The following is a 22,413-nucleotide window of genomic DNA, read 5'->3' as shown; positions in this document are numbered from 1 at the left end:
CGGTGCAACCATTACGCCGAAACGCGAGGAATCGTGTCATCGGCGCGCAGGGTGAAGATCTCGTAGCCGGTGTCGGTTACCAGCAGGGTGTGTTCCCATTGGGCCGAGAGCTTGCGGTCCTTGGTGATGGCGGTCCAGCCGTCGCCCAGCACCTTGGTGTCGGCCTTGCCCTGGTTGATCATCGGCTCGATGGTGAAGGTCATGCCTGCCTTGAGTTCCATGCCGGTGCCGGCGCGGCCGTAGTGCAGGATCTGTGGCTCTTCGTGGAACACCTTGCCGATGCCGTGGCCGCAGAACTCACGGACCACCGAGAAGCCGTTCTTTTCGGCGTGCTTCTGGATGATCTCACCGATGTCACCCAGGCGGCAGCCGGGCTTGACGATCTCGATGGCCTTGTACATGCATTCCTGGGTGACCTGGGACAGACGCTCGGCCCACACTGGCACGCTGCCGACGTGGAACATGCGGCTGGTGTCGCCGTGGTAGCCGTCCTTGATCACGGTGACGTCGATGTTCAGGGTATCGCCGTCTTTCAGCGGCTTGTCGCCGGGAATCCCGTGGCACACCACGTGGTTGATCGAGGTGCAGATCGACTTGGGGAAGCCTTTGTAGTTCAGCGGCGCAGGGATGGCCTTTTGCACGTCGACAATATAGTCGTGGCAGATGCGGTCCAGCGCTTCGGTGGTGACGCCGGGCTTGACGTGTTCGGCAATCATTTCCAGCACGTCGGCAGCCAGTTTGCCGGCAACGCGCATGCCAGCGATGTCTTCGGCGGTTTTGAGGGTGACGGTCATACAGGCTCTCTCTAGCGCGACGCGCTGAAATCAATACGGTTTACGGGTGCGCGACAAAGGGTTGCAGAATTCGCACAAGCCCAAAAAACGCGATTCTAGCAGACGCGGGGGTGAAACCATGAGCGTCTGGCGATCGCTTCTGTCTATGAAGATGGGGTCATTCTGGCTCTATTCAAAGGCTTAGGCAAAAGCGACTGACGGCAAATGTGATTGCGGGTTTCGTTTTTGCAAGCTCTGTGGTATAAAATGCGCCGCTTTCCGGGGATACCCCGCAAAGCTTAAATCCACACACGTGTCGACACGATGACCTGGGTGCCGGAGGCGAATGCCGCTGGTTGGTCATTGGGATACGTGGAGGCCAAACCCGACTTATTAAGGAACTATCATGTCCCAAGTCAACATGCGCGATATGCTGAAGGCCGGTGTGCACTTCGGTCACCAGACCCGTTACTGGAACCCGAAAATGGGTAAGTACATTTTCGGCGCGCGTAACAAGATCCACATTATCAACCTTGAAAAAACCCTGCCAATGTTCAACGAAGCTCTGACTTTCGTAGAGCGTCTGGCCCAGGGCAAAAACAAGATTCTGTTCGTCGGCACCAAGCGTTCCGCTGGCAAGATCGTTGCTGAAGAAGCAGCACGTTGCGGTTCGCCGTACGTCGATCACCGCTGGTTGGGCGGCATGCTGACCAACTTCAAAACCATCCGTGCTTCCATCAAGCGTCTGCGTGACCTTGAAGTGCAAGCCGAAGACGGTACTTTCGCCAAGCTGACCAAGAAAGAGGCGCTGATGCGCACTCGCGACCTGGAAAAGCTCGATCGTTCCCTGGGTGGTATCAAGGACATGGGCGGTCTGCCTGACGCACTGTTCGTTATCGACGTTGATCACGAGCGCATCGCGATCACCGAAGCCAACAAGCTGGGCATCCCGGTTATCGGCGTAGTCGATACCAACAGCAGCCCGGAAGGCGTTGACTACATCATCCCAGGCAACGATGACGCAATCCGCGCTATCCAGCTGTACATGGGTTCGATGGCTGACGCTGTAATCCGTGGCCGCAACCACGTTGCTGGCGGCACCGAGCAGTTCGTTGAAGAAGCTCCGGTAGCAGCAGCTGAGTAACTGACGCCTTGGCGTTGACTCAGTAAGCAAAAAGGGGGCTTGGCCCCCTTTTTGCCACCTCGAAAACCATTTGTCGGCAGCGCAGCTACATCACTTGTAACGTGCAGCGGCCTACAAGGGTGGTTCGGGAAGAATTGATCGCCCGTTCAATCGGGTGGAATGGTTGAAAACCTATCCAAGAGGATTTTGAAAATGGCAGAGATTACTGCAGCGTTGGTTAAAGAACTGCGTGAGCGTACCGGCGAAGGCATGATGGATTGCAAAAAGGCCTTGACCAAGGCCGGCGGCGACATCGAAAAAGCCATTGATGACATGCGTGCCTCGGGCGCCATCAAGGCTGCCAAGAAAGCAGGCAACGTCGCTGCTGAAGGCGCAATCGCGCTTAAAGAAGACGGTAAAACTGCCGTTCTGCTGGAAGTGAACTCCCAGACTGACTTCCTGGCTCTGCAGGACGACTTCAAGGCATTTGTTGCTGCAAGCGTTGAAAAAGCGTTCGCCGACAAGCTGACTGATGTTGCTCCGCTGATCGAAGCTCAAGAAGCTGCTCGCCTGGTACTGGTCGGCAAGGTTGGCGAAAACGTCAACATCCGTCGCCTGGCTCGCGTTGAAGGCGATGTTGTCGGTGGTTACCTGCACGGTAACAAGATCGGCGTTGTGGTTGCCCTCAAAGGCGGCAACGTTGAACTGGCCAAAGACATCGCTATGCACGTAGCCGCCAGCAACCCTGAATTCCTGCTGCCATCGGAAGTGTCCGCTGAAGCCATCGAACGCGAAAAAGCCGTGTTCCTGAGCCTCAACGCTGACAAGATCGCCGGCAAGCCGGAAAACATCGTTGAAAACATGATCAAAGGCCGTATCAGCAAGTTCCTGGCTGAGGCTTCCCTGGTTGAGCAGGCGTTCGTCAAGAACCCTGAAATCAAGGTTGGCGAACTGGCCAAGAAAGCCGGTGCTGAAATCGTTTCCTTCACCTACTACAAAGTAGGCGACGGTATCGAGAAGCCGGTCGACAACTTCGCTGAAGAAGTTGCTGCCCAGCTGGCTGCCGCCAAGCAGTAAGACAGTTTTCAACTGTCGCCCAAAAGAGGCTGCCCGCTTACGCGCGCAGCCTCTTTTCAAATGGGGTGATCAATTTTATTGGTTTCCCTTTGGAACTGGCTTACAAAGCCGTGTTCCGATGGCGCTGTGACAGCGTCCAGCTAGAGTGAACGCAGGCCGTAAACGGCTTGCCAAGAATTTTCAAAAAAACGCCGCAGGAGAGATTCGCAATGGCTCAGCAGGGCAGTGGTTATCAGGCTCGCTATAAACGCATTCTACTCAAACTTAGCGGCGAGGCCCTGATGGGCTCGGAAGAGTTCGGGATCGATCCGAAGGTGCTCGACCGCATGGCGCTGGAAGTCGGCCAACTGGTCGGTATCGGTGTTCAGGTCGGTCTGGTGATCGGCGGTGGCAACCTGTTCCGCGGTGCGGCGCTGAGCGCTGCTGGCATGGATCGGGTGACTGGCGACCACATGGGCATGCTGGCCACTGTGATGAACGCCCTGGCCATGCGCGACGCCCTGGAGCGTGCCAACATCACCGCTATCGTCATGTCGGCTATTTCCATGGTCGGCGTAACGGATCACTATGATCGTCGCAAAGCCATGCGCCACCTGGATGCCAAGGAAGTAGTGATTTTTGCTGCCGGTACCGGTAACCCGTTCTTCACCACCGACTCGGCAGCCTGCCTGCGCGGTATCGAGATCAACGCGGACGTGGTGCTCAAGGCCACCAAGGTTGACGGTGTTTACACTGCAGACCCATTCAAAGACCCGCATGCCGAGAAGTTCGATCATCTGACTTATGATGAAGTACTGGATCGCAAGCTGGGCGTGATGGACCTGACGGCTATTTGCTTGTGCCGCGATCACAAGATGCCGCTGCGCGTATTTAACATGAACAAGCCCGGCGCCCTGCTGAACATCGTACACGGCGGCGCGGAAGGGACTCTGATCGAGGAAATCGAACAATGATCAACGAAATCAAAAAAGACGCTCAAGAGCGCATGCAGAAATCCCTGGACTCTCTGAACCATGCATTTGGCCAGATTCGTACCGGCAAGGCCCACCCAAGCATTCTGGGCAGTGTGATGGTGCCGTACTACGGCGCTGATACCTCCATCACCCAAGTGGCCAACATCACTGTAAAAGACTCCCGCACCCTGCAGGTCGTGGCTTTTGAGCGCAACATGCTCGGTGCCGTCGACAAGGCCATCCAGAGCGCCGGTTTGAACCTCAATCCGACCAACCTGGGCGAATTGCTGCTGATCTCCATGCCTGCCCTGACTGAAGAGACCCGCAAGGGCTTCACCAAGCAGGCCCGCAGCGCGGCTGAAGATGCGCGTGTTGCCGTGCGCAACATCCGTCGTGATGCCCTGGGTGACCTGAAAAAGCTGGTCAAGGACAAGGAAATCAGCGAAGACGAAGAGCGTCGTGCCGTTGCTGATATCGATAAGCTGACTAAAGACGCCGAGGCCCAGATCACCAAGGCCACGGAAGACAAAGAAAAGGACCTGATGGCCGTATAAGGGGTCAGGACGCCTTCATGGAAAAGACCAAGCAGACTGTACCCTCTGTGGTGCCGCGCCATGTCGCGATCATCATGGACGGGAATAATCGCTGGGCGAAAAAACGCTTTATGCCGGGTGTTGCCGGGCATAAAGCGGGTGTCGACGCAGTGCGTGCGGTGATTGAGGTGTGCGCCGAGGCCAAGGTCGAAGTGCTGACCCTGTTCGCGTTCTCCAGTGAAAACTGGCAACGTCCGGCCGAGGAGGTCAGTGCCTTGATGGACCTGTTCTTCAAGGCTCTGCGTCGTGAGGCCAAGCGCCTGAACGAGAACAACATCAGCCTGCGCATCATCGGTGACCGCTCGCGGTTCCATCCCGAGCTGCAAGCGGCCATGCGTGAAGCCGAGGCGATCACTGCCGGCAGTAACCGTTTTGTGCTGCAAATTGCAGCCAACTACGGCGGCCAGTGGGATATCGCCCAGGCAGCGCAACGCCTCGCCCGGGAAGTGCAGGCCGGTCATCTGCGACCGGAAGACATCACGCCCGAACTGTTGCAAACCTGTCTGGTGACCGGCGACCTGCCGTTGCCCGACCTGTGCATTCGTACCGGTGGCGACCACCGCATCAGCAACTTCCTGTTGTGGCAGTTGGCCTATACCGAATTGTACTTCTCCGACCTGTTCTGGCCGGACTTCAAACACGATGCCATGCGCAACGCGCTGGCCGATTTCGCTTCCCGTCAGCGTCGCTTCGGTAAAACGAGCGAGCAGATCGAAGCTGGAGCCCGGGTTTAATGCTTAAACAACGAATCATCACGGCACTGATCCTGCTGCCTATCGCCCTGTGCGGCTTCTTCCTGCTTGAGGGCGCAAATTTTGCGCTGTTCATCGGCCTGGTGGTGACACTGGGTGCGTGGGAATGGGCGCGCCTGGCCGGTTTTGCTGCGCAGTTGCCTCGTGTGGTGTATGCGGCTGCCGTGGCGCTGTTGATGTTCCTGATGTACATCCTTCCGGACGTGGCACCTTGGGTGCTGGGTGCGGCGGTGTTGTGGTGGGCGTTGGCGACCTATCTGGTGCTGACGTTTCCGGGTACCAGCAGCCATTGGTCCAGTGTCGCCTGCAAGCTGGTGATCGGTCTGTTGATTCTGTTGCCTGCCTGGCAAGGCCTGGTCTACATCAAGCACATGCAGTTGGGTAACTGGCTGATCATGGCGGTGATGGTGCTGGTGTGGGGCGCCGATATCGGTGCCTATTTCTCCGGTCGTGCTTTCGGCAAGCGCAAGCTGGCGCCGGCTGTCAGCCCGGGTAAAAGCTGGGAAGGCGTGTATGGCGGCCTGGCGTTGACCCTGGCGATTACCCTTGTAGTGGGTGTGGTGCGAGGCTGGACCGTCAAGGAAATGCTTCTGTCCCTGGTGGGGGCGGCCGTGGTCGTGTTCATCTCGGTGGTCGGTGACCTGACTGAAAGCATGTTCAAGCGCCAGGCCGGGATCAAGGACAGCAGCAACCTGCTGCCGGGTCACGGTGGCGTGCTGGACCGCATCGACAGCCTGACGGCCGCGATCCCGATCTTTGCCGTACTGCTGTGGATGGCCGCTTCGTGAGCCGCCTGCAACAGGTCACCGTGTTGGGTGCTACCGGCTCGGTGGGGTTGAGCACACTGGATGTCATTGCCCGTCATCCCGAGCGTTATCAAGTGTTCGCATTGACCGGTTTCAGCCGTCTGAGCGAATTGCTGGCATTGTGCGTGCGCCACTCGCCGCAATACGCCGTCGTGCCGCAAGCGCTTGCCGCGCGTGGTTTGCAGGACGATCTGCGCGCCGCGGGCCTGGCGACTCAAGTGCTGGTGGGGGAGGAGGGGTTGTGCCAGGTTTCGGCAGACCCTGCTGTCGACACCGTCGTTGCGGCGATTGTCGGTGCGGCCGGTTTGCGTCCGACCCTGGCCGCCGTTGATGCCGGCAAGAAAATTCTGCTGGCCAACAAAGAAGCCCTGGTGATGTCCGGCGCGCTCTTTATGCAGGCGGTGCGCAAGAGCGGGGCCGTGCTGCTGCCGCTGGACAGCGAACACAACGCGATTTTCCAGTGCATGCCCGGTGATTTCGCCCGTGGGTTGAGTCAGGTCGGCGTGCGTCGGATTCTTCTGACAGCCTCCGGCGGTCCATTCCGGCAGACGCCGCTGGCCGATCTGGAGCATGTTTCCCCTGATCAGGCCTGTGCTCACCCGAACTGGTCCATGGGTCGCAAGATCTCGGTAGATTCGGCGAGCATGATGAACAAGGGCCTGGAGCTGATTGAGGCGTGCTGGTTGTTTGACGCCCGGCCGGATCAGGTCGAGGTGGTGATCCACCCGCAAAGTGTGATTCATTCCCTGGTTGATTACGTGGATGGCTCGGTGTTGGCTCAGTTGGGCAATCCGGACATGCGCACGCCGATCGCCAACGCCCTGGCCTGGCCGGAGCGGATTGATTCAGGGGTTGCGCCGTTGGACCTGTTTGCCATTGCCCGTCTGGATTTCGAGGCGCCTGACGAGCAGCGCTTCCCTTGCCTGCGTCTTGCGCGGCAAGCTGCCGAGGCGGGCAACAGTGCGCCGGCGATGCTGAATGCGGCCAACGAAGTTGCGGTGGCGGCGTTTCTTGACCGGCGCATCCGCTTTCCGCAGATCGCGGGTATCATTGAGGACGTTTTGAACCTTGAACCCGTAGTCGCCGTGAATGATCTGGGCGCCGTGTTTGAGGCGGATGCAAAGGCTCGGGCCTTGACCGAGCAATGGTTGAACCGCAATACGCGTTAGCCTTTGGGTGTGTTTGAGCCTTCAGGCACTGGATTGAAAGGCGGAGAAATTAGATGAGTGCGCTCTACATGATTGTCGGCACCCTGGTTGCTCTGGGTGTGCTGGTCACCTTCCACGAGTTCGGCCATTTCTGGGTCGCGCGTCGTTGCGGCGTCAAGGTACTGCGCTTCTCCGTAGGGTTCGGCATGCCGTTACTGCGCTGGCACGACCGTCGCGGAACCGAGTTTGTGATTGCGGCCATTCCGTTGGGTGGCTACGTCAAGATGCTCGATGAGCGTGAAGGCGAAGTGCCGGCCGACCAGTTGGACCAATCCTTCAACCGCAAGACCGTTCGTCAGCGTATCGCCATCGTTGCGGCAGGGCCGATCGCCAACTTCCTGCTGGCCATTGTGTTCTTCTGGGTACTGGCCATGCTGGGCAGTCAGCAGGTGCGTCCGGTCATTGGTGCGGTCGAAGCGGATAGCATGGCAGCCAAGGCTGGCCTGGCTGCCGGGCAGGAAATTGTTGCAGTTGATGGCGAGCCGACCGTCGGTTGGGGCGCGGTCAATTTGCAGTTGGTGCGGCGTATGGGTGAAAGCGGCGTCGTGAAGCTGGTGGTGCGTGAGCCGGATTCCACCACTGAAACCCCGCGCGAGCTGACCCTGAGCCACTGGCTGCAGGGTTCCGAGGAGCCTGATCCGATCAAGTCCCTGGGCATTCACCCGTGGCGTCCGGCCTTGCCGCCGGTACTGGCAGAGCTCGATCCGAAGGGGCCGGCCCAGGCCGCAGGTCTGAAAACCGGCGACCGCCTGTTGGCCCTTGATGGCCAGGCGCTGAGTGACTGGCAGCAAGTGGTCGACCTGGTGCGTGTACGCCCTGATACCAAAATTGTGCTGAAAGTTGAGCGCGATGGTGCTCAAATCGACGTCCCTGTGACCCTGGCGGTTCGCGGGGAAGCCAAGGCGGCCGGGGGTTACCTGGGTGCGGGCGTCAAAGGTGTCGAGTGGCCACCCTCGATGGTGCGAGAGGTGAGTTTCGGGCCGTTGGCGGCAATTGGCGAGGGTGCGAGACGCACCTGGACCATGAGTGTGCTGACCCTCGATTCACTCAAGAAAATGTTGTTCGGCGAGCTCTCGGTAAAAAACTTGAGTGGACCGATAACCATTGCTAAAGTGGCGGGCGCTTCTGCCCAGTCGGGCGTTGTAGATTTCCTGAATTTCCTGGCTTATCTGAGTATTAGCCTTGGGGTTCTGAATTTGTTGCCCATTCCAGTATTGGATGGGGGGCATCTGTTGTTTTATCTGGTCGAGTGGGCGCGTGGTCGCCCCTTGTCGGATCGGGTGCAGGGTTGGGGGATACAGATCGGTATCAGTTTGGTGGTCGGGGTGATGTTGTTAGCCCTGGTCAACGATCTGGGACGACTGTAACGCTTCGCTGAATTGCGAATCTGCCGCATTTTGCGGCAGTTTGTTTATTGCCAGTTGGAATAAGAAAGGACTTCATGAAACGTCTGCTGCTAACTGCGGTTCTCACCGTATTGATGATCGCCGAAGTTCACGCCGAGTCCTTCACCATCTCCGATATTCGCGTCAACGGCCTCCAGCGGGTTTCCGCGGGTAGCGTCTTTGGTGCCTTGCCGTTGAACGTCGGGGAACAGGCTGATGACCGTCGCCTGGTGGAATCCACTCGTGCGCTGTTCAAAACCGGGTTCTTTCAAGATATCCAACTGGGTCGCGAAGGCAACGTCCTTGTCATCACTGTCGTGGAGCGACCTTCTGTCGCCAGTATCGAGATCGAAGGCAACAAGGCGATCTCCACTGAAGACTTGATGAAAGGCCTCAAGCAATCGGGCCTTGCTGAAGGCGAGATCTTCCAGCGTGCCACCCTCGAAGGTGTGCGTAACGAACTGCAACGCCAGTACGTTGCCCAGGGCCGCTACTCGGCTACCGTCGAGACCGAAGTGGTTCCCCAGCCGCGCAACCGCGTCGGCCTGAAGGTCAATATCAACGAAGGCACCGTGGCGGCCATCCAGCACATCAACGTGGTGGGTAACACCAAGTTCTCCGATGATGACCTGACCGATCTGTTTGAACTCAAGACCACCAACTGGCTGTCGTTCTTCAAGAACGATGACAAGTACGCCCGCGAAAAACTGTCCGGTGACCTGGAGCGTCTGCGTTCCTACTACCTGGACCGTGGCTATATCAACATGGATATCGCTTCGACCCAGGTGTCCATCACCCCGGACAAGAAGCACGTCTATATCACTGTCAACGTGAACGAAGGCGAGAAGTACAAGGTTCGCGACGTCAAGCTCAGCGGCGACTTGAAAGTGCCTGAAGACCAGGTCAAGTCCCTGCTGCTGGTGCAGAAAGACCAGGTGTTCTCGCGCAAGCTGATGACCACCACGTCCGAACTGATCACCCGCCGCCTGGGTAACGAGGGCTACACCTTCGCCAACGTCAACGGCGTGCCGACCCCGCACGATGAAGACCACACGGTAGACATCACCTTCGTCGTAGACCCGGGCAAGCGTGCCTACGTCAACCGCATTAACTTCCGTGGCAACACCAAGTCGGCTGACGAAGTGCTGCGCCGTGAAATGCGCCAGATGGAAGGTGGCTGGGCGTCGACGTACCTGATCGACCAGTCCAAGGTCCGCCTTGAGCGTCTGGGCTTCTTTAAAGAAGTGAACGTCGAAACCCCGGCTGTACCGGGTGTGGATGACCAGGTTGACGTGAACTATGCCGTGGAAGAGCAAGCCTCCGGTTCGATTACCGCCAGTGTCGGTTTCGCCCAGAGTGCCGGTCTGATCCTCGGTGGTTCGATCACCCAGAACAACTTCCTCGGTACCGGTAACAAGGTTTCCATCGGTCTGACCCGAAGCGAATACCAGAGCCGGTATAACTTCGGTTATGTCGACCCCTACTGGACTGCTGACGGTGTGAGCCTGGGCTACAACGCCTTCTACCGTACAACCGATTACAAAGACCTCGATGTTGACGTTGCAAGCTATGCCATCGACAGCCTGGGTGTTGGCGCCAACATTGGTTACCCGATCAGTGAGACCTCGCGTCTGACCTTCGGCCTGACCGCGCAACAGGACAAGATCAAGACCGGTGTGTACACCGTGGATGAGATCTTCAACTTCGTGCGTAAAGAAGGTGACCAGTTCCTGAACTTCAAGGCTTCGGCCGGCTGGTCGGAATCGACCCTTAACAAAGGTGTGCTGGCGACCCGTGGCCACTCCCAGAGCCTGACTCTGGAAGCCACCACGCCGGGCAGCGACCTGTCGTTCTTCAAGCTCGACTACCGTGGCCAGTTGTTCCAGCCATTGAGCGAAAACTACACCATGCGCCTGCACACCGAATTGGGTTATGGCGATGGTTACGGTTCGACGAGCGGCTTGCCGTTCTATGAAAACTACTATGCTGGTGGTTTCAACTCGGTACGTGGTTTCAAGGACAGCACGCTGGGTCCTCGTGGTACTCCGAGCCGTGGCGTGGGTGTGACCGGCAACCAGGGTACTGTGGCTGACTCGGACAACGACCCGCTGCCATTCGGTGGTAACGTGCTGATCCAGGGTGGTGCGGAGATTCTGTTCCCGCTGCCGTTCGTCAAGGATCAACGTTCCCTGCGTACTTCGGTCTTCTGGGATGTGGGTAACGTGTTCGACTCCAAGTGCGAGCAGGTCACCAACCCTAACGGTTCGAAGTCCAATACCCAGTGTAACGACGTGAGCTTCAGCAACCTGGCAAGCTCTGTAGGTGTAGGTGTGACCTGGGTGACGGCGCTGGGCCCATTGAGCTTTGCTCTGGCCATGCCGGTCAAGAAACCGGATAACGCTGAAACCCAGATTTTCCAATTCTCCCTCGGCCAGACGTTCTAAGCGTCTGACCCAAGATAACGACAACGGATTCTGTAGGAGTGCATCGTGCGTAAGTTGACTCAATTGGTTCTCCTGGCGACTGTCCTGGTAGCGACCCCGGCCTTTGCCGAAATGAAAATCGCTGTTCTGAACTATCAGATGGCGCTGCTGGAATCCGATGCGGCCAAGAAATACGCCGTGGATGCCGAGAAGAAGTTCGGTCCTCAACTGACCAAGCTCAAGACGCTGGAAAGCAGCGCCAAGGGTATCCAGGATCGTCTGGTAGCCGGTGGCGACAAGATGCAGCAAGGCGAGCGTGAGCGTCTGGAGCTTGAGTTCAAGCAAAAGGCCCGTGACTACCAGTTCCAGTCCAAGGAGCTGAACGAAGCCAAGGCTGTTGCCGACCGCGAAATGCTCAAGCAGCTCAAGCCGAAACTCGACAGCGCTGTAGAAGAAGTCATCAAGAAAGGCGCCTTTGACCTGGTGTTCGAACGCGGTGCAGTCATCGACGTTAAACCTCAGTACGACATCACCCGTCAGGTGATCGAGCGCATGAATCAGCTGAAGTAAGCCATGACCGCGACTATCAAGCTCGGCCAATTGGCCGAGTTCCTGGGAGCCACCTTGCGTGGTTCCCCGGAGAAGGAAATCACTGGGCTAGCCACCTTGCAGGAGGCTGGCCCAGCTCAGTTGAGCTTCCTGGCAAATCCCCAATACCGTAAATACCTGGGCGACAGCCGTGCAGCAGCCGTGTTGCTGAAGGCCGCTGATGCCGAAGGGTTTACCGGGGATTCGTTGGTGGTTGCCGACCCGTACCTGGCGTATGCCCGGGCGTCGCACCTGTTCGATCCAAAACCCAAGGCTGTTGCCGGGATCCATCCAACGGCAGTGATCGCCGATGACGCGCAGGTTGATCCTGCTGCAAGCATCGGTGCATTTGCGGTGATCGAAAGTGGCGCACGTATCGGCGCGGATGTAACGGTAGGTGCTCAGTGCTTTATCGGCGCACGCTGTGAAATTGGTGCCGGTGGCTGGCTGGCTCCGCGCGTGACCCTGTACCACGACGTGCGTATTGGCGAACGCGTGGTGATTCAGTCGGGCGCCGTGATCGGCGGCGAGGGCTTCGGCTTCGCCAACTCCAAAGGCGTATGGCACAAGATTGCCCAGGTGGGCGGTGTGCTGATCGGCGATGACGTTGAAATTGGCGTCAATACCGCTGTGGATCGAGGGGCGTTGGCCGATACCATCATTGGTAACGGTGTGAAACTGGATAACCAGATTCAGATCGCCCACAACGTGCAGATTGGCGATCACACTGCCATGGCCGCGTGTGTGGGGATTTCCGGCAGCACCAAGATTGGCAAGCATTGCATGCTCGCTGGCGGTGTTGGCCTGGTAGGCCATATCGAAGTGTGCGACAACGTATTCATCACCGGTATGACCATGGTGACCCATTCGATTACCGAGCCTGGGTCCTATTCTTCCGGTACGGCCATGCAGCCTGCGGCCGAATGGCGCAAGAGTGCGGCCCGTCTGAGGCAGCTCGACGATATCGCTCGGCGCCTGAAACATCTGGAAAAGCGTGTTGGGGACGTGACCCCTGGCGGTAATGCTTCATCAGATGGCTGATACCATTTCCATATCAAGTGTGCACAGCCGCTAGACTGCCTCCTTGATTTGCTAGAGGGGCGTGCCTTAGTCCGCACGCTCCCAATCTTTATTACAGGCTTCCCCCCGAAATGATGGACATCAACGAGATTCGCGAATACCTGCCTCACCGTTATCCGTTCCTGCTGGTGGACCGGGTCACGGACCTCAATGTTGAGGAAAAGCGCATTCGTGCCTACAAGAATGTCAGCATCAACGAACCGTTCTTCAATGGTCACTTCCCTGCGCACCCAATCATGCCAGGCGTATTGATCATCGAAGCGATGGCCCAGGCTGCCGGTATCCTTGGTTTCAAAATGCTCGACCTGAAGCCTGCCGATGGCACGCTCTACTATTTCGTGGGCTCCGACAAACTGCGCTTCCGCAACCCGGTCACTCCGGGCGATCAGTTGATCCTGGAAGCCAAGTTCATCAGCTGCAAGCGCCAGATCTGGAAGTTCGAATGCCAGGCCTCGGTCGACGGCAAGCCGGTCTGCTCGGCTGAAATCATCTGTGCGGAACGCAAACTATGAGTTTGATTGACCCTCGCGCAATCATCGATCCGACGGCCGTACTGGCCGCCGACGTTGAGGTCGGCCCATGGTCGATCGTCGGCGCAGGTGTGGAAATCGGCGAGGGGACAGTCATCGGGCCGCACGTGATCCTCAAAGGCCCGACGCGGATTGGTAAACACAACCGCATCTATCAGTTTTCATCGATAGGCGAAGACACCCCGGACATGAAGTACAAGGGTGAAGAAACACGCCTGGTAATCGGTGATCACAACATCATCCGTGAAGGTGTGACCATTCACCGCGGTACCGTTCAGGACCGCGCCGAGACCACCCTGGGTGATCACAACCTGGTGATGGCCTATGCGCACATCGGCCACGACAGCGTGATCGGCAACCACTGTATCCTGGTCAACAACACCGCGTTGGCCGGCCACGTGCACGTTGACGATTGGGCAATCCTGTCCGGCTTTACCCTGGTTCATCAGTACTGCCATATCGGTGCCCACAGTTTTTCCGGCATGGGTACCGCCATCGGCAAGGACGTTCCTGCATTCGTCACCGTATTCGGCAACCCGGCCGAAGCCCGTAGCATGAACTTCGAAGGCATGCGCCGTCGTGGTTTCAGCGAAGACGCGATCCACGCTCTGCGTCGTGCCTATAAGGTGGTTTATCGCCAGGGGTTGACGGTCGACCAGGCGTTGACTGAGCTGAAGGAACCCGCTGCATTGTTTCCCGAAGTTGCCATATTCCGTGACTCGATCCAGTCGTCGACTCGCGGCATCACCCGCTGATCATGGCCAAGCTGCGTATAGCGTTGGTGGCCGGAGAAGCTTCCGGCGATATTCTCGGTGCAGGCCTGATGCGGGCCCTCAAGGCCCAGCATCCGGCGGTTGAATTCATCGGTGTCGGCGGCCCGCTGATGCAGGCTGAAGGCTTGACGTCCTACTTTCCCATGGAACGCCTGTCGGTGATGGGGCTGGTGGAGGTGCTGGGCCGTTTGCGCGAGCTGCTGGCCCGCCGCAAAAAGCTGATCCAGACCCTGATCGAAGAAAAGCCCGACGTCTTCATCGGAATCGACGCCCCGGACTTCACCCTCAATATTGAACTCAAGTTGCGTCAGGCCGGGATCAAGACCGTGCATTACGTCAGCCCGTCCGTGTGGGCGTGGCGGCAAAAGCGCGTGCTGAAGATCCGCGAAGGCTGCGACCTGATGTTGACCTTGCTGCCGTTCGAGGCCCGGTTCTATGAAGAGAAGGGCGTACCGGTGCGGTTTGTTGGCCATACCCTTGCCGACGCCATCCCACTCCAGGCGGACCGTGCGGCGGCTCGCGCCGAACTGGGCTTGCCTGAGGGGCCATTGGTCGCCTTGATGCCGGGCAGTCGGGGCGGTGAAGTGGGTCGTCTTGGTGCGTTGTTTTTTGATGCCGCCGAACGCTTGCTAGCCCTGAAACCCGGTGTGCGCTTCGTATTGCCGTGCGCCAGCCCTCAGCGCCGTGCGCAAATTGATGAATTGCTGATAGGGCGCGACTTGCCATTGACCCTGCTCGACGGCGGCTCGCACCTGGCCCTGGCCGCGTGCGACGCGGTGCTGATCGCCTCCGGCACCGCGACCCTCGAAGCCTTGCTCTACAAGCGCCCGATGGTCGTGGCTTATCGTCTGGCGCCGCTCACCTACTGGATTCTCAAGCGGATGGTCAAAAGCCCCTACATCTCCCTGCCCAATTTGCTGGCCCAGCGTCTGCTGGTGCCCGAGCTGTTGCAGGACGATGCGACGCCTGAAGCCTTGGCGCAAACCCTGCTGCCGCTGATCGACGGTGGCGAAGAGCAGACCCGTGGTTTTGACGAAATTCACCGCACCTTGCGCCGTGATGCGTCGAACCAGGCGGCGGATGCGGTGCTGACCTTGATCGGCCAAAAACAGGAAGCCCTATGAAGACGCAAATGGGCCTGGATTTCAGCCTGGTCGCTGATGCCCTTGATCTGGTAGCCGGTGTTGACGAAGTGGGCCGTGGCCCGCTGTGTGGCGCGGTCGTTACCGCCGCTGTAATTCTCGACCCGAACCGCCCCATCCTCGGCCTCAACGATTCGAAGAAACTCACCGAAGCCCGTCGCGAAAAACTCTTCGATGAGATCTGTGAGAAGGCCCTGAGCTGGCACATCGCCCGGGCTGAAGTCGAGGAAATCGACAAACTGAACATCCTGCACGCCACCATGCTGGCCATGCAGCGCGCCATCGAAGGCCTGCACATCACGCCAAAAATGGCGATGATCGACGGCAACCGCTGCCCCAAGCTGACGATGCCGGCGGAAGCGGTGGTCAAGGGCGACAGCAAGGTGCCGGCAATTGCCGCTGCATCGATCCTGGCCAAGGTCAGCCGTGACCGTGAAATGGCGGCTTTCGAATTGATTTACCCTGGCTACGGCATCGGCGGCCACAAAGGCTATCCGACGCCCGTTCATCTGGAAGCTCTGGCTCGCCTGGGCCCGACCCCGATCCACCGCCGCTCGTTCGCCCCGGTTCGCCAGGCCTACGAGGCTCGTGAAAGCCTGATCGAGATTTAGCAGCAAGGCTGATGTTTTTGCCAAGGCCCGGTACAATCCGGCCTTTAAAGCGTAGCGAGCGCAGGTAAGGTAAGGCAAGGCGAGCAGCAGCGAGAAAGCGCAGTTGGCTTTAGCCAATGAGCATTTCGAGTTGCTGTTCAAAGCAGTCTTACCAAGCGCAGTAGCTTTAAATGCCGGATTTCCGGGCCTTGTTGTTTTCACGTTTTAGACAGGATCACTATGCCGGCTTCATTCGTTCACCTGCGCCTGCACACTGAATACTCCCTGGTCGACGGCCTGGTACGGATCAAACCGCTGGTCAAAACCCTCGTGGGCATGAACATGCCTGCCGTGGCGGTGACCGACCAGAACAACATGTGTTCCCTGGTCAAGTTCTACAAGGCCGCCATGGGCGCCGGCATCAAGCCGATCTGCGGCGCCGACCTGTGGCTGTCCAACAAAGACCCGGATAACCCCCTGAGCCGCATCAGCCTGTTGGCGATGAACGGCGTGGGTTATCGCAACCTCACCGAACTGATTTCCCGTGGCTTTATCGACGGTCAGCGCAATGGCTCAATCATCATCGAGCGTGAGTGGGTAGCCGAGGCCAGCGACGGGCTGATCATGCTCTCGGCGGCCAAAGAGGGTGAAATCGGTATCGCGCTGTTGGGTGGCAATCCCCACGAGGCAGAAATTCTCGCCCGTGAATGGATGGACGTGTTCCCCAACCGTTTCTACCTGGAAATCCAGCGCACCAACCGCCCCAACGATGAAGAGCAGTTGCACGCCGCCGTGGCCCTGGCTGAAAAGCTCGGCGCGCCGCTGGTGGCGACCAATGATGTGCGCTTTATCAAGAAGGAAGACTTCGAGGCCCACGAAACCCGCGTGTGCATCGGTGAAGGCCGGGCGCTGGACGATCCGCGCCGCTCGAAAAACTACAGCGAAGAGCAGTACCTCAAAAGCGCCGATGAAATGGCCGAGTTGTTCAGCGACCTGCCCGAGGCCCTGGAAAACTCCGTCGAGATCGCCAAGCGCTGCAACATTGAAGTGAAGCTGGGCAAGCACTTCCTGCCCAACTTCCCGATTCCCGATGGCATGACCATCGATGAGTATTTCCGCAAGGTCTCGTTCGACGGCCTGGAAGAGCGTTTGAGCGTCCTGCTGCCCAAGGACACCACTGAAGATTACGACGCCAAGCGCCAGGTCTACGTCGACCGGCTGAATTTCGAGCTGGATATCATTATCCAGATGGGGTTCCCCGGTTACTTCCTGATCGTAATGGACTTTATCCAGTGGGCCAAAAGCAACGGCGTGCCGGTGGGCCCGGGCCGTGGATCGGGTGCCGGGTCGCTGGTGGCCTATGTGCAGAAGATCACCGACCTCGACCCGCTGGAATATGACCTGCTGTTCGAGCGGTTCCTTAACCCGGAACGGGTATCGATGCCCGACTTCGACGTCGACTTCTGCATGGACGGTCGCGACCGGGTCATTGAATACGTGGCCGAAAAATACGGCCGCAACGCCGTAAGCCAGATCATCACTTTCGGTTCCATGGCGGCGAAAGCGGTCATCCGCGACGTGGCCCGGGTGCAGGGCAAGTCCTACGGCCTGGCTGACCGCCTATCGAAGATGATTCCGTTCGAAGTCGGCATGACCCTGGAAAAAGCCTACGAGCAGGAAGAAATCCTGCGGGACTTCATCAAGGTCGATGAAGAAGCGGCCGAAATCTGGGACATGGCGCGCAAGCTCGAAGGCGTGGTGCGTAACGTCGGTAAACACGCCGGTGGTGTGGTTATCGCGCCCACCAAGCTGACCGACTTTTCGCCGATCTATTGCGACGAAGAAGGCGACGGCCTGGTAACCCAGTTCGACAAGGATGACGTGGAGGCGGCCGGCCTGGTGAAGTTCGACTTCCTCGGCCTGCGTACCCTGACGATCATCGACTGGGCGCTGAAGACCATCAACCGCGAGCGCGCGAAGATCGACGAGCCGCCGCTGGACATCGCCTTTATCCCGCTGGACGACAAACCGACGTACCAGTTGCTGCAAAAAGCCGAAACCACGGCCGTGTTCCAGCTTGAATCCCGCGGCATGAAAGAGCTGATCAAAAAGCTCAAGCCCGACTGCCTGGAAGACTTGATCGCACTGGTAGCCCTGTTCCGTCCGGGCCCGCTGCAATCGGGCATGGTGGATGACTTCATCAACCGTAAGCACGGGCGTGCCGAACTGGCTTACCCGCACTCCGATTACCAGTACGAAGGCCTCAAGCCAGTACTGGCACCGACCTACGGCATCATCCTGTACCAAGAACAGGTGATGCAGATTGCCCAGGTCATGGCCGGTTACACCCTCGGTGGCGCGGACATGCTGCGTCGGGCCATGGGTAAGAAAAAACCCGAGGAAATGGCCAAGCAGCGCGGCGGTTTCATTGAAGGTTGCGCCACCAACAACATTGACGCGGACCTGGCCGGTAACATCTTTGACCTGGTGGAGAAGTTCGCCGGTTACGGCTTCAACAAATCCCACTCCGCCGCCTACGGCCTGGTGTCGTACCAGACTGCCTGGCTGAAGGCCCACTACCCGGCACCGTTCATGGCCGCGGTTCTGTCTGCGGATATGCACAACACCGACAAGGTCGTGACCTTGATCGAAGAAGTGCGGACCATGAAGCTGCGCCTCGACGCGCCGGACGTGAACACTTCCGAGTTCAAGTTCACGGTGAACGATGAAGGCCGCATCATTTATGGCCTCGGCGCGATCAAGGGGGTGGGCGAAGGCCCGGTGGAGGCGATTACCGAAGCGCGCCAGGACGGGCCGTTCAAGGACCTGTTCGACTTCTGTGCCCGGGTCGACCTCAAGCGCATCAACAAACGTACCCTTGATGGCTTGATCCGCAGCGGCGCCCTGGATCGTCTGGGCCCGTACTTCCATGATGAGCCGAAGGCTTACCAGGCCAACATCGACCGTAACCGCGCGGTGCTGCTGACTGCCATGGAAGAGGCGATCAAGGCCGCCGAGCAGACCGCCCGTACCCATGACAGCGGCCACGCCGACCTGTTTGGCGGATTGTTCGTCGAAGCAGACGCCGACGTCTACGCCAACCACCGCAAGGCCAAGGACCTGACCCTCAAGGAACGCCTCAAGGGTGAGAAAGACACCCTGGGCCTGTACCTCACCGGTCACCCGATTGACGAATACGAAGGCGAAATCCGGCGTTTTGCCCGTCAGCGCATCATCGACCTGAAACCGGCACGGGACACCCAGACCGTTGCGGGCATGATCATCGCCCTGCGGGTGATGAAGAACAAAAAGGGCGACAAGATGGGGTTCATCACCCTCGACGACCGCTCGGGCCGGATCGAAGCCTCGCTGTTTGCCGATGCGTTCCATTCTGCCCAGTCGCTGTTGCAGACCGATGCCATGGTAGTGGTGGAAGGCGAGGTCAGCAACGACGACTTCTCCGGCGGCCTGCGCCTGCGGATCAAACGCGTGATGAGCATGGAAGATGCCCGCACCAACCTGGCCGAAAGCCTGCGCCTGAAAGTGCGCACCGAGGCGCTCAAAGGCGATCAGCTACGCTGGTTGGGTGACCTGCTCAAGCGTCACCGCGGCGCATGCCCGGTGACCATGGAGTACACCGGCAACGATGCCAAGGCCATGCTGCAGTTCGGCGAGACCTGGAGAATCGACCCGGCGGATGGCTTGATTCAAGCATTGCGTGACCAGTTCGGGCGTGACAACGTCTTCCTCCAATACCGTTGACGGTCTGGCAGTACAAAGAACGCCTGATCTCGACCGAACATTTAATCTCGACCTAACCGCGCCTCTCCCTTAAGGTAGGGCGCGAATAGACAACCGGCTGGCCAGGCACTCCTTGGCCGTCGACCCAAGACGGACGCTTATGAACCCGAATTTTCTTGATTTCGAACAGCCGATCGCTGACCTGCAAGCCAAGATCGAAGAGCTGCGCCTGGTCGGCAATGACAATTCGCTGAATATCGGCGATGAAATCTCTCGCCTGCAAGACAAGAGCAGCACGCTCACCGAAGACATCTTCGGCAAGCTGACCAGCTGGCAGATCGCGCGCCTGGCCCGCCACCCGCGCCGTCCGTACACCCTGGACTACATCGAACACATCTTCACCGAGTTCGATGAGCTGCACGGCGACCGTCACTTCTCCGACGACGCGGCCATCGTGGGCGGTATCGCCCGCCTGGACGACCAGCCAGTGATGGTGATCGGTCACCAGAAAGGCCGTGAAGTGCGCGAGAAGGTTCGCCGCAACTTCGGCATGCCGCGTCCGGAAGGCTACCGCAAGGCGTGCCGCCTGATGGAAATGGCCGAGCGCTTCAAGATGCCGATCCTGACCTTTATCGACACACCGGGCGCCTACCCAGGCATCGACGCTGAAGAGCGTAACCAGAGCGAAGCGATTGCCTGGAACCTGCGGGTGATGGCGCGCCTGAAGACGCCGATCATCGCTACCGTGATTGGTGAAGGCGGTTCCGGCGGGGCATTGGCCATTGGCGTCTGCGACCAACTGAACATGCTTCAATATTCGACCTACGCGGTGATCTCGCCGGAAGGTTGCGCCTCGATCCTGTGGAAAACCGCCGAGAAAGCGCCGGACGCTGCCGAAGCCATGGGCATCACCGCGGATCGCCTGAAAGGCCTGGGTATCGTGGATAAAGTGATCGCCGAGCCATTGGGCGGCGCTCACCGTGACCCGGCTGGCGCGGCCGCGAGCATTCGTGCCGAACTCAGCTCGCAACTGGCGATGCTCAAGAAGTTCGACAACGAGGCGCTGCTGGCGCGTCGTTACGAGCGACTGATGAGCTACGGCCTCTAAGCTGACGCCTTACTCAATGTGGGAGCGGGCTTGTGTGGGAGCTGGCTTGCCTGCGATAGCATCAACTCGGTGCAATAGATAACCGAGTTGTTTGCATCGCGGGCAAGCCCGGCTCCCACACAAGCCCGCTCCCACATTTGCTTTGTGTATGCTGGGTTATCGCATTCCAGATTGATGGCATCCTTTGCTATGAAGCCCACCCTGACCGCCAAGCTCCTGCAAACCCTCGCGCCCTGGCGCAACGCTCCGGCCTGGCATGTCGCCTTTTCCGGCGGTCTCGACTCCACGGTCCTGCTGCACCTTCTGGCCACGCTGGCCAAATCTGACAAACTCCCGCCCCTCCGTGCGCTCCATGTCCACCATGGGTTGCAAGCGGCGGCTGATGCGTGGCCGGCGCATTGCCAGGCTGTGTGCGACGCCCTGAGCGTGCCCCTGCAAGTGATCCGTGTGCAGGTGCAACCAGGCGCAAGCCTGGAGCGCGCGGCCCGTGAGGCGCGGTATCAGGCGTTTGCCGAGGTCACCGGGGCAGGGGAGTTGCTGATTACGGGCCAGCACCGTGACGATCAGGCTGAAACCCTACTGTTTCGGCTGTTGCGTGGGGCTGGTGTGCGCGGGCTGGGGGCAATGCCTGCGCAACGTCCTTTGGCAGATGGCTATCTGGTGCGACCCTTGCTGGATGTGTCCCGAGCCGAGCTGGAAACCTACGCCCGCGAACAGCCATTAACCTGGATCGAAGACCCGTCCAACGCTGACCCGCGTTTCTCCCGCAATTACCTGCGCCACCACGTTTTCCCGCTGCTGGCCCAGCGCTGGCCCCAAGCCGTCACCACCATGGCCCGCAGTGCCGAACATTTGCACGAAGCCCAAGGCCTGCTCGACGAACTGGCGCAAATGGACCTGCTGGCTGCCAGCCAGGCCCCGGCGGTTGCCTGGCTGCCTTTACCGTCGCTGGCCCTTGAGCCACTGGCTACGCTGTCCGAGGCTCGCCAGCGCAACGCGCTAAGGCATTGGCTCGCACCGCTGACACGCTTGCCCGACAGCGAGCACTGGGTCGGCTGGTCCACCCTGCGCGACGCCAAGGAAGACGCACAGCCTCTGTGGCGCCTGGCCGACGGTCAATTGCACCGCTGCGCCGGGCACCTCTGGTGGTTACCCGCCAGTTGGTCGGAATTTTCTGATGCGCCGGTCAGCTGGTCACACCCGCAAAACCCACTACAGTTACCCGGTAACGGCCACCTGCAGTTCAGCGGCAACGGCCCTGATGGTCCACTGAGCATCCGTTATCGCCAAGGCGGCGAAATCATGGAATTGCCAGGCCGGGGCCGGCGTGACCTGAAGCGGTTGCTTAACGAAAGTGCAGTGCCAGGCTTCATCCGTGGCAGATTGCCGCTGCTGTATCAGGGCCAACAATTGCTGGCTGTGGCCAACCTGCCGGGGCTTGCGGCAGTTGGCCATGCACCCTGGCAATTACATTGGATGCCACCAACCTGCGATCAAGGTTTGAGCTGATAGAGCCTTTCCGGTAGACTACGCTCCCTTCTTGATACAACTTCTGTGGATTCGCCTGAATCGCAGCAGTTGCCGATTACCAAGCAGTCTTTGCTGGGCGATTCCAAAAAATGTGTAGCGATCAACGTACCGGTGTTTCATTGCTGGTCTGTCACAACGCGGCGGTTTTTTTGAAAGGTGCACTGTGATTAATGCAGGTGATCGGGGGCTTCGGCCTTCCTTCGCTTTCCCCGGCGGCTCGGACCGCTTTAACGCAGAC

The 22,413-nt window shown here is 59.0% G+C and carries 19 protein-coding genes; 18 read left to right on the top strand and 1 reads right to left on the bottom strand.

The genetic code is table 11. The annotated features are described in order from the left end of the window. Positions 1-11: 11 nt before the first annotated feature. Entirely contained in the window at positions 12-794 is a 783-nt protein-coding gene (map, locus tag HX855_RS30115; RefSeq protein WP_076015789.1) for a type I methionyl aminopeptidase, read from the bottom strand. Positions 795-1,179: 385 nt separating this feature from the next. Here map and rpsB point away from each other — a divergent pair, with 385 nt between their 5' ends. The 18 genes from rpsB to tilS all read left to right on the top strand — a co-directional run bounded on the left by rpsB (position 1,180) and on the right by tilS (position 22,154). Beyond that, a complete protein-coding gene (rpsB, locus tag HX855_RS30110) occupies positions 1,180-1,917 on the top strand; it encodes a 30S ribosomal protein S2 (RefSeq protein ID WP_003219330.1) in 738 nt (245 codons plus the stop codon). A gap of 192 nt (positions 1,918-2,109) precedes the next feature. Beyond that, a complete protein-coding gene (gene tsf, locus HX855_RS30105; RefSeq protein WP_088423000.1) occupies positions 2,110-2,973 on the top strand; it encodes a translation elongation factor Ts in 864 nt (287 codons plus the stop codon). 209 nt (positions 2,974-3,182) lie between these two features. Continuing rightward, positions 3,183-3,926, top strand: coding sequence for a UMP kinase (pyrH, locus tag HX855_RS30100; RefSeq protein ID WP_071487452.1), 744 nt, complete (start codon positions 3,183-3,185; stop codon positions 3,924-3,926). Then, on the top strand, positions 3,923-4,480 hold the full coding sequence (frr, locus tag HX855_RS30095) for a ribosome recycling factor (protein ID WP_010176756.1): 558 nt from the start codon (positions 3,923-3,925) through the stop codon (positions 4,478-4,480). The genes pyrH and frr overlap by 4 nt, the downstream gene beginning before the upstream one ends. Positions 4,481-4,497: 17 nt before the next feature. Next, a complete protein-coding gene (gene uppS / locus HX855_RS30090) occupies positions 4,498-5,253 on the top strand; it encodes a polyprenyl diphosphate synthase (RefSeq protein WP_003219323.1) in 756 nt (251 codons plus the stop codon). Continuing rightward, positions 5,253-6,059 (top strand): phosphatidate cytidylyltransferase, encoded by an 807-nt coding sequence (locus HX855_RS30085; protein ID WP_177087185.1) that lies wholly within the window; start codon positions 5,253-5,255, stop codon positions 6,057-6,059. The genes uppS and HX855_RS30085 overlap by 1 nt, the downstream gene beginning before the upstream one ends. Next, positions 6,056-7,246, top strand: coding sequence for a 1-deoxy-D-xylulose-5-phosphate reductoisomerase (ispC, locus tag HX855_RS30080; protein ID WP_177087187.1), 1,191 nt, complete (start codon positions 6,056-6,058; stop codon positions 7,244-7,246). Before HX855_RS30085 ends, ispC begins: the two co-directional genes overlap by 4 nt. Before the next feature lie 53 nt (positions 7,247-7,299). Beyond that, entirely contained in the window at positions 7,300-8,652 is a 1,353-nt protein-coding gene (gene rseP, locus HX855_RS30075) for a sigma E protease regulator RseP (protein ID WP_177087189.1), read from the top strand. Positions 8,653-8,726: 74 nt separating this feature from the next. Further along, positions 8,727-11,114, top strand: coding sequence for an outer membrane protein assembly factor BamA (gene bamA, locus HX855_RS30070; RefSeq protein ID WP_177087191.1), 2,388 nt, complete (start codon positions 8,727-8,729; stop codon positions 11,112-11,114). A 45-nt stretch (positions 11,115-11,159) separates the two neighbouring features. Beyond that, the gene (locus HX855_RS30065) at positions 11,160-11,663 is read left to right on the top strand and encodes an OmpH family outer membrane protein (protein WP_003219314.1); all 504 of its coding nucleotides are present in this window, start codon (positions 11,160-11,162) and stop codon (positions 11,661-11,663) included. 3 nt (positions 11,664-11,666) lie between these two features. Beyond that, positions 11,667-12,722 (top strand): UDP-3-O-(3-hydroxymyristoyl)glucosamine N-acyltransferase, encoded by a 1,056-nt coding sequence (gene lpxD, locus HX855_RS30060; protein ID WP_177087193.1) that lies wholly within the window; start codon positions 11,667-11,669, stop codon positions 12,720-12,722. A gap of 110 nt (positions 12,723-12,832) precedes the next feature. Further along, positions 12,833-13,273 (top strand): 3-hydroxyacyl-ACP dehydratase FabZ, encoded by a 441-nt coding sequence (gene fabZ, locus HX855_RS30055; protein ID WP_003219309.1) that lies wholly within the window; start codon positions 12,833-12,835, stop codon positions 13,271-13,273. Continuing rightward, the gene (gene lpxA, locus HX855_RS30050; protein ID WP_177087195.1) at positions 13,270-14,046 is read left to right on the top strand and encodes an acyl-ACP--UDP-N-acetylglucosamine O-acyltransferase; all 777 of its coding nucleotides are present in this window, start codon (positions 13,270-13,272) and stop codon (positions 14,044-14,046) included. Before fabZ ends, lpxA begins: the two co-directional genes overlap by 4 nt. A gap of 2 nt (positions 14,047-14,048) precedes the next feature. Further along, complete coding sequence (gene lpxB, locus HX855_RS30045) at positions 14,049-15,188, top strand: lipid-A-disaccharide synthase (protein ID WP_177087197.1); 1,140 nt, start codon at positions 14,049-14,051, stop codon at positions 15,186-15,188. Continuing rightward, positions 15,185-15,817 carry a ribonuclease HII gene (gene rnhB / locus HX855_RS30040; protein ID WP_177087199.1) on the top strand — a complete coding sequence of 211 codons (633 nt, stop codon included), beginning with the start codon at positions 15,185-15,187 and terminating at the stop codon, positions 15,815-15,817. The genes lpxB and rnhB overlap by 4 nt, the downstream gene beginning before the upstream one ends. A gap of 219 nt (positions 15,818-16,036) precedes the next feature. Next, positions 16,037-19,558 (top strand): DNA polymerase III subunit alpha, encoded by a 3,522-nt coding sequence (dnaE, locus tag HX855_RS30035; protein ID WP_177087201.1) that lies wholly within the window; start codon positions 16,037-16,039, stop codon positions 19,556-19,558. Positions 19,559-19,697: 139 nt separating this feature from the next. Then, positions 19,698-20,645 (top strand): acetyl-CoA carboxylase carboxyltransferase subunit alpha, encoded by a 948-nt coding sequence (locus tag HX855_RS30030; protein ID WP_177087203.1) that lies wholly within the window; start codon positions 19,698-19,700, stop codon positions 20,643-20,645. Positions 20,646-20,834: 189 nt separating this feature from the next. Next, a complete protein-coding gene (tilS, locus tag HX855_RS30025) occupies positions 20,835-22,154 on the top strand; it encodes a tRNA lysidine(34) synthetase TilS (RefSeq protein WP_177087206.1) in 1,320 nt (439 codons plus the stop codon). The last annotated feature ends 259 nt before the right edge of the window (positions 22,155-22,413 follow it).

This window comes from Pseudomonas sp. IPO3778 (assembly GCF_013386825.1).
GTDB lineage: Bacteria > Pseudomonadota > Gammaproteobacteria > Pseudomonadales > Pseudomonadaceae > Aquipseudomonas.
Note: the sequence above shows the minus strand (reverse complement) of the source record. Positions and strands in the feature narration are given on the sequence as shown.

Excerpts from the sequence above, each read along its gene's own strand:
- rpsB (WP_003219330.1), top strand. The coding sequence starts at position 1,180 with ATGTCCCAAGTCAACATGCGCGATATGCTGAAGGCCGGTGTGCACTTC.
- frr (WP_010176756.1), top strand. The coding sequence starts at position 3,923 with ATGATCAACGAAATCAAAAAAGACGCTCAAGAGCGCATGCAGAAATCC.
- tilS (WP_177087206.1), top strand. The coding sequence starts at position 20,835 with ATGAAGCCCACCCTGACCGCCAAGCTCCTGCAAACCCTCGCGCCCTGG.
- HX855_RS30030 (WP_177087203.1), top strand. The coding sequence starts at position 19,698 with ATGAACCCGAATTTTCTTGATTTCGAACAGCCGATCGCTGACCTGCAA.
- rnhB (WP_177087199.1), top strand. The coding sequence starts at position 15,185 with ATGAAGACGCAAATGGGCCTGGATTTCAGCCTGGTCGCTGATGCCCTT.
- HX855_RS30085 (WP_177087185.1), top strand. The coding sequence starts at position 5,253 with ATGCTTAAACAACGAATCATCACGGCACTGATCCTGCTGCCTATCGCC.
- dnaE (WP_177087201.1), top strand. The coding sequence starts at position 16,037 with ATGCCGGCTTCATTCGTTCACCTGCGCCTGCACACTGAATACTCCCTG.
- bamA (WP_177087191.1), top strand. The coding sequence starts at position 8,727 with ATGAAACGTCTGCTGCTAACTGCGGTTCTCACCGTATTGATGATCGCC.
- uppS (WP_003219323.1), top strand. The coding sequence starts at position 4,498 with ATGGAAAAGACCAAGCAGACTGTACCCTCTGTGGTGCCGCGCCATGTC.
- lpxD (WP_177087193.1), top strand. The coding sequence starts at position 11,667 with ATGACCGCGACTATCAAGCTCGGCCAATTGGCCGAGTTCCTGGGAGCC.
- map (WP_076015789.1), bottom strand. The coding sequence starts at position 794 with ATGACCGTCACCCTCAAAACCGCCGAAGACATCGCTGGCATGCGCGTT.
- rseP (WP_177087189.1), top strand. The coding sequence starts at position 7,300 with ATGAGTGCGCTCTACATGATTGTCGGCACCCTGGTTGCTCTGGGTGTG.
- lpxA (WP_177087195.1), top strand. The coding sequence starts at position 13,270 with ATGAGTTTGATTGACCCTCGCGCAATCATCGATCCGACGGCCGTACTG.
- fabZ (WP_003219309.1), top strand. The coding sequence starts at position 12,833 with ATGATGGACATCAACGAGATTCGCGAATACCTGCCTCACCGTTATCCG.
- pyrH (WP_071487452.1), top strand. The coding sequence starts at position 3,183 with ATGGCTCAGCAGGGCAGTGGTTATCAGGCTCGCTATAAACGCATTCTA.
- tsf (WP_088423000.1), top strand. The coding sequence starts at position 2,110 with ATGGCAGAGATTACTGCAGCGTTGGTTAAAGAACTGCGTGAGCGTACC.
- lpxB (WP_177087197.1), top strand. The coding sequence starts at position 14,049 with ATGGCCAAGCTGCGTATAGCGTTGGTGGCCGGAGAAGCTTCCGGCGAT.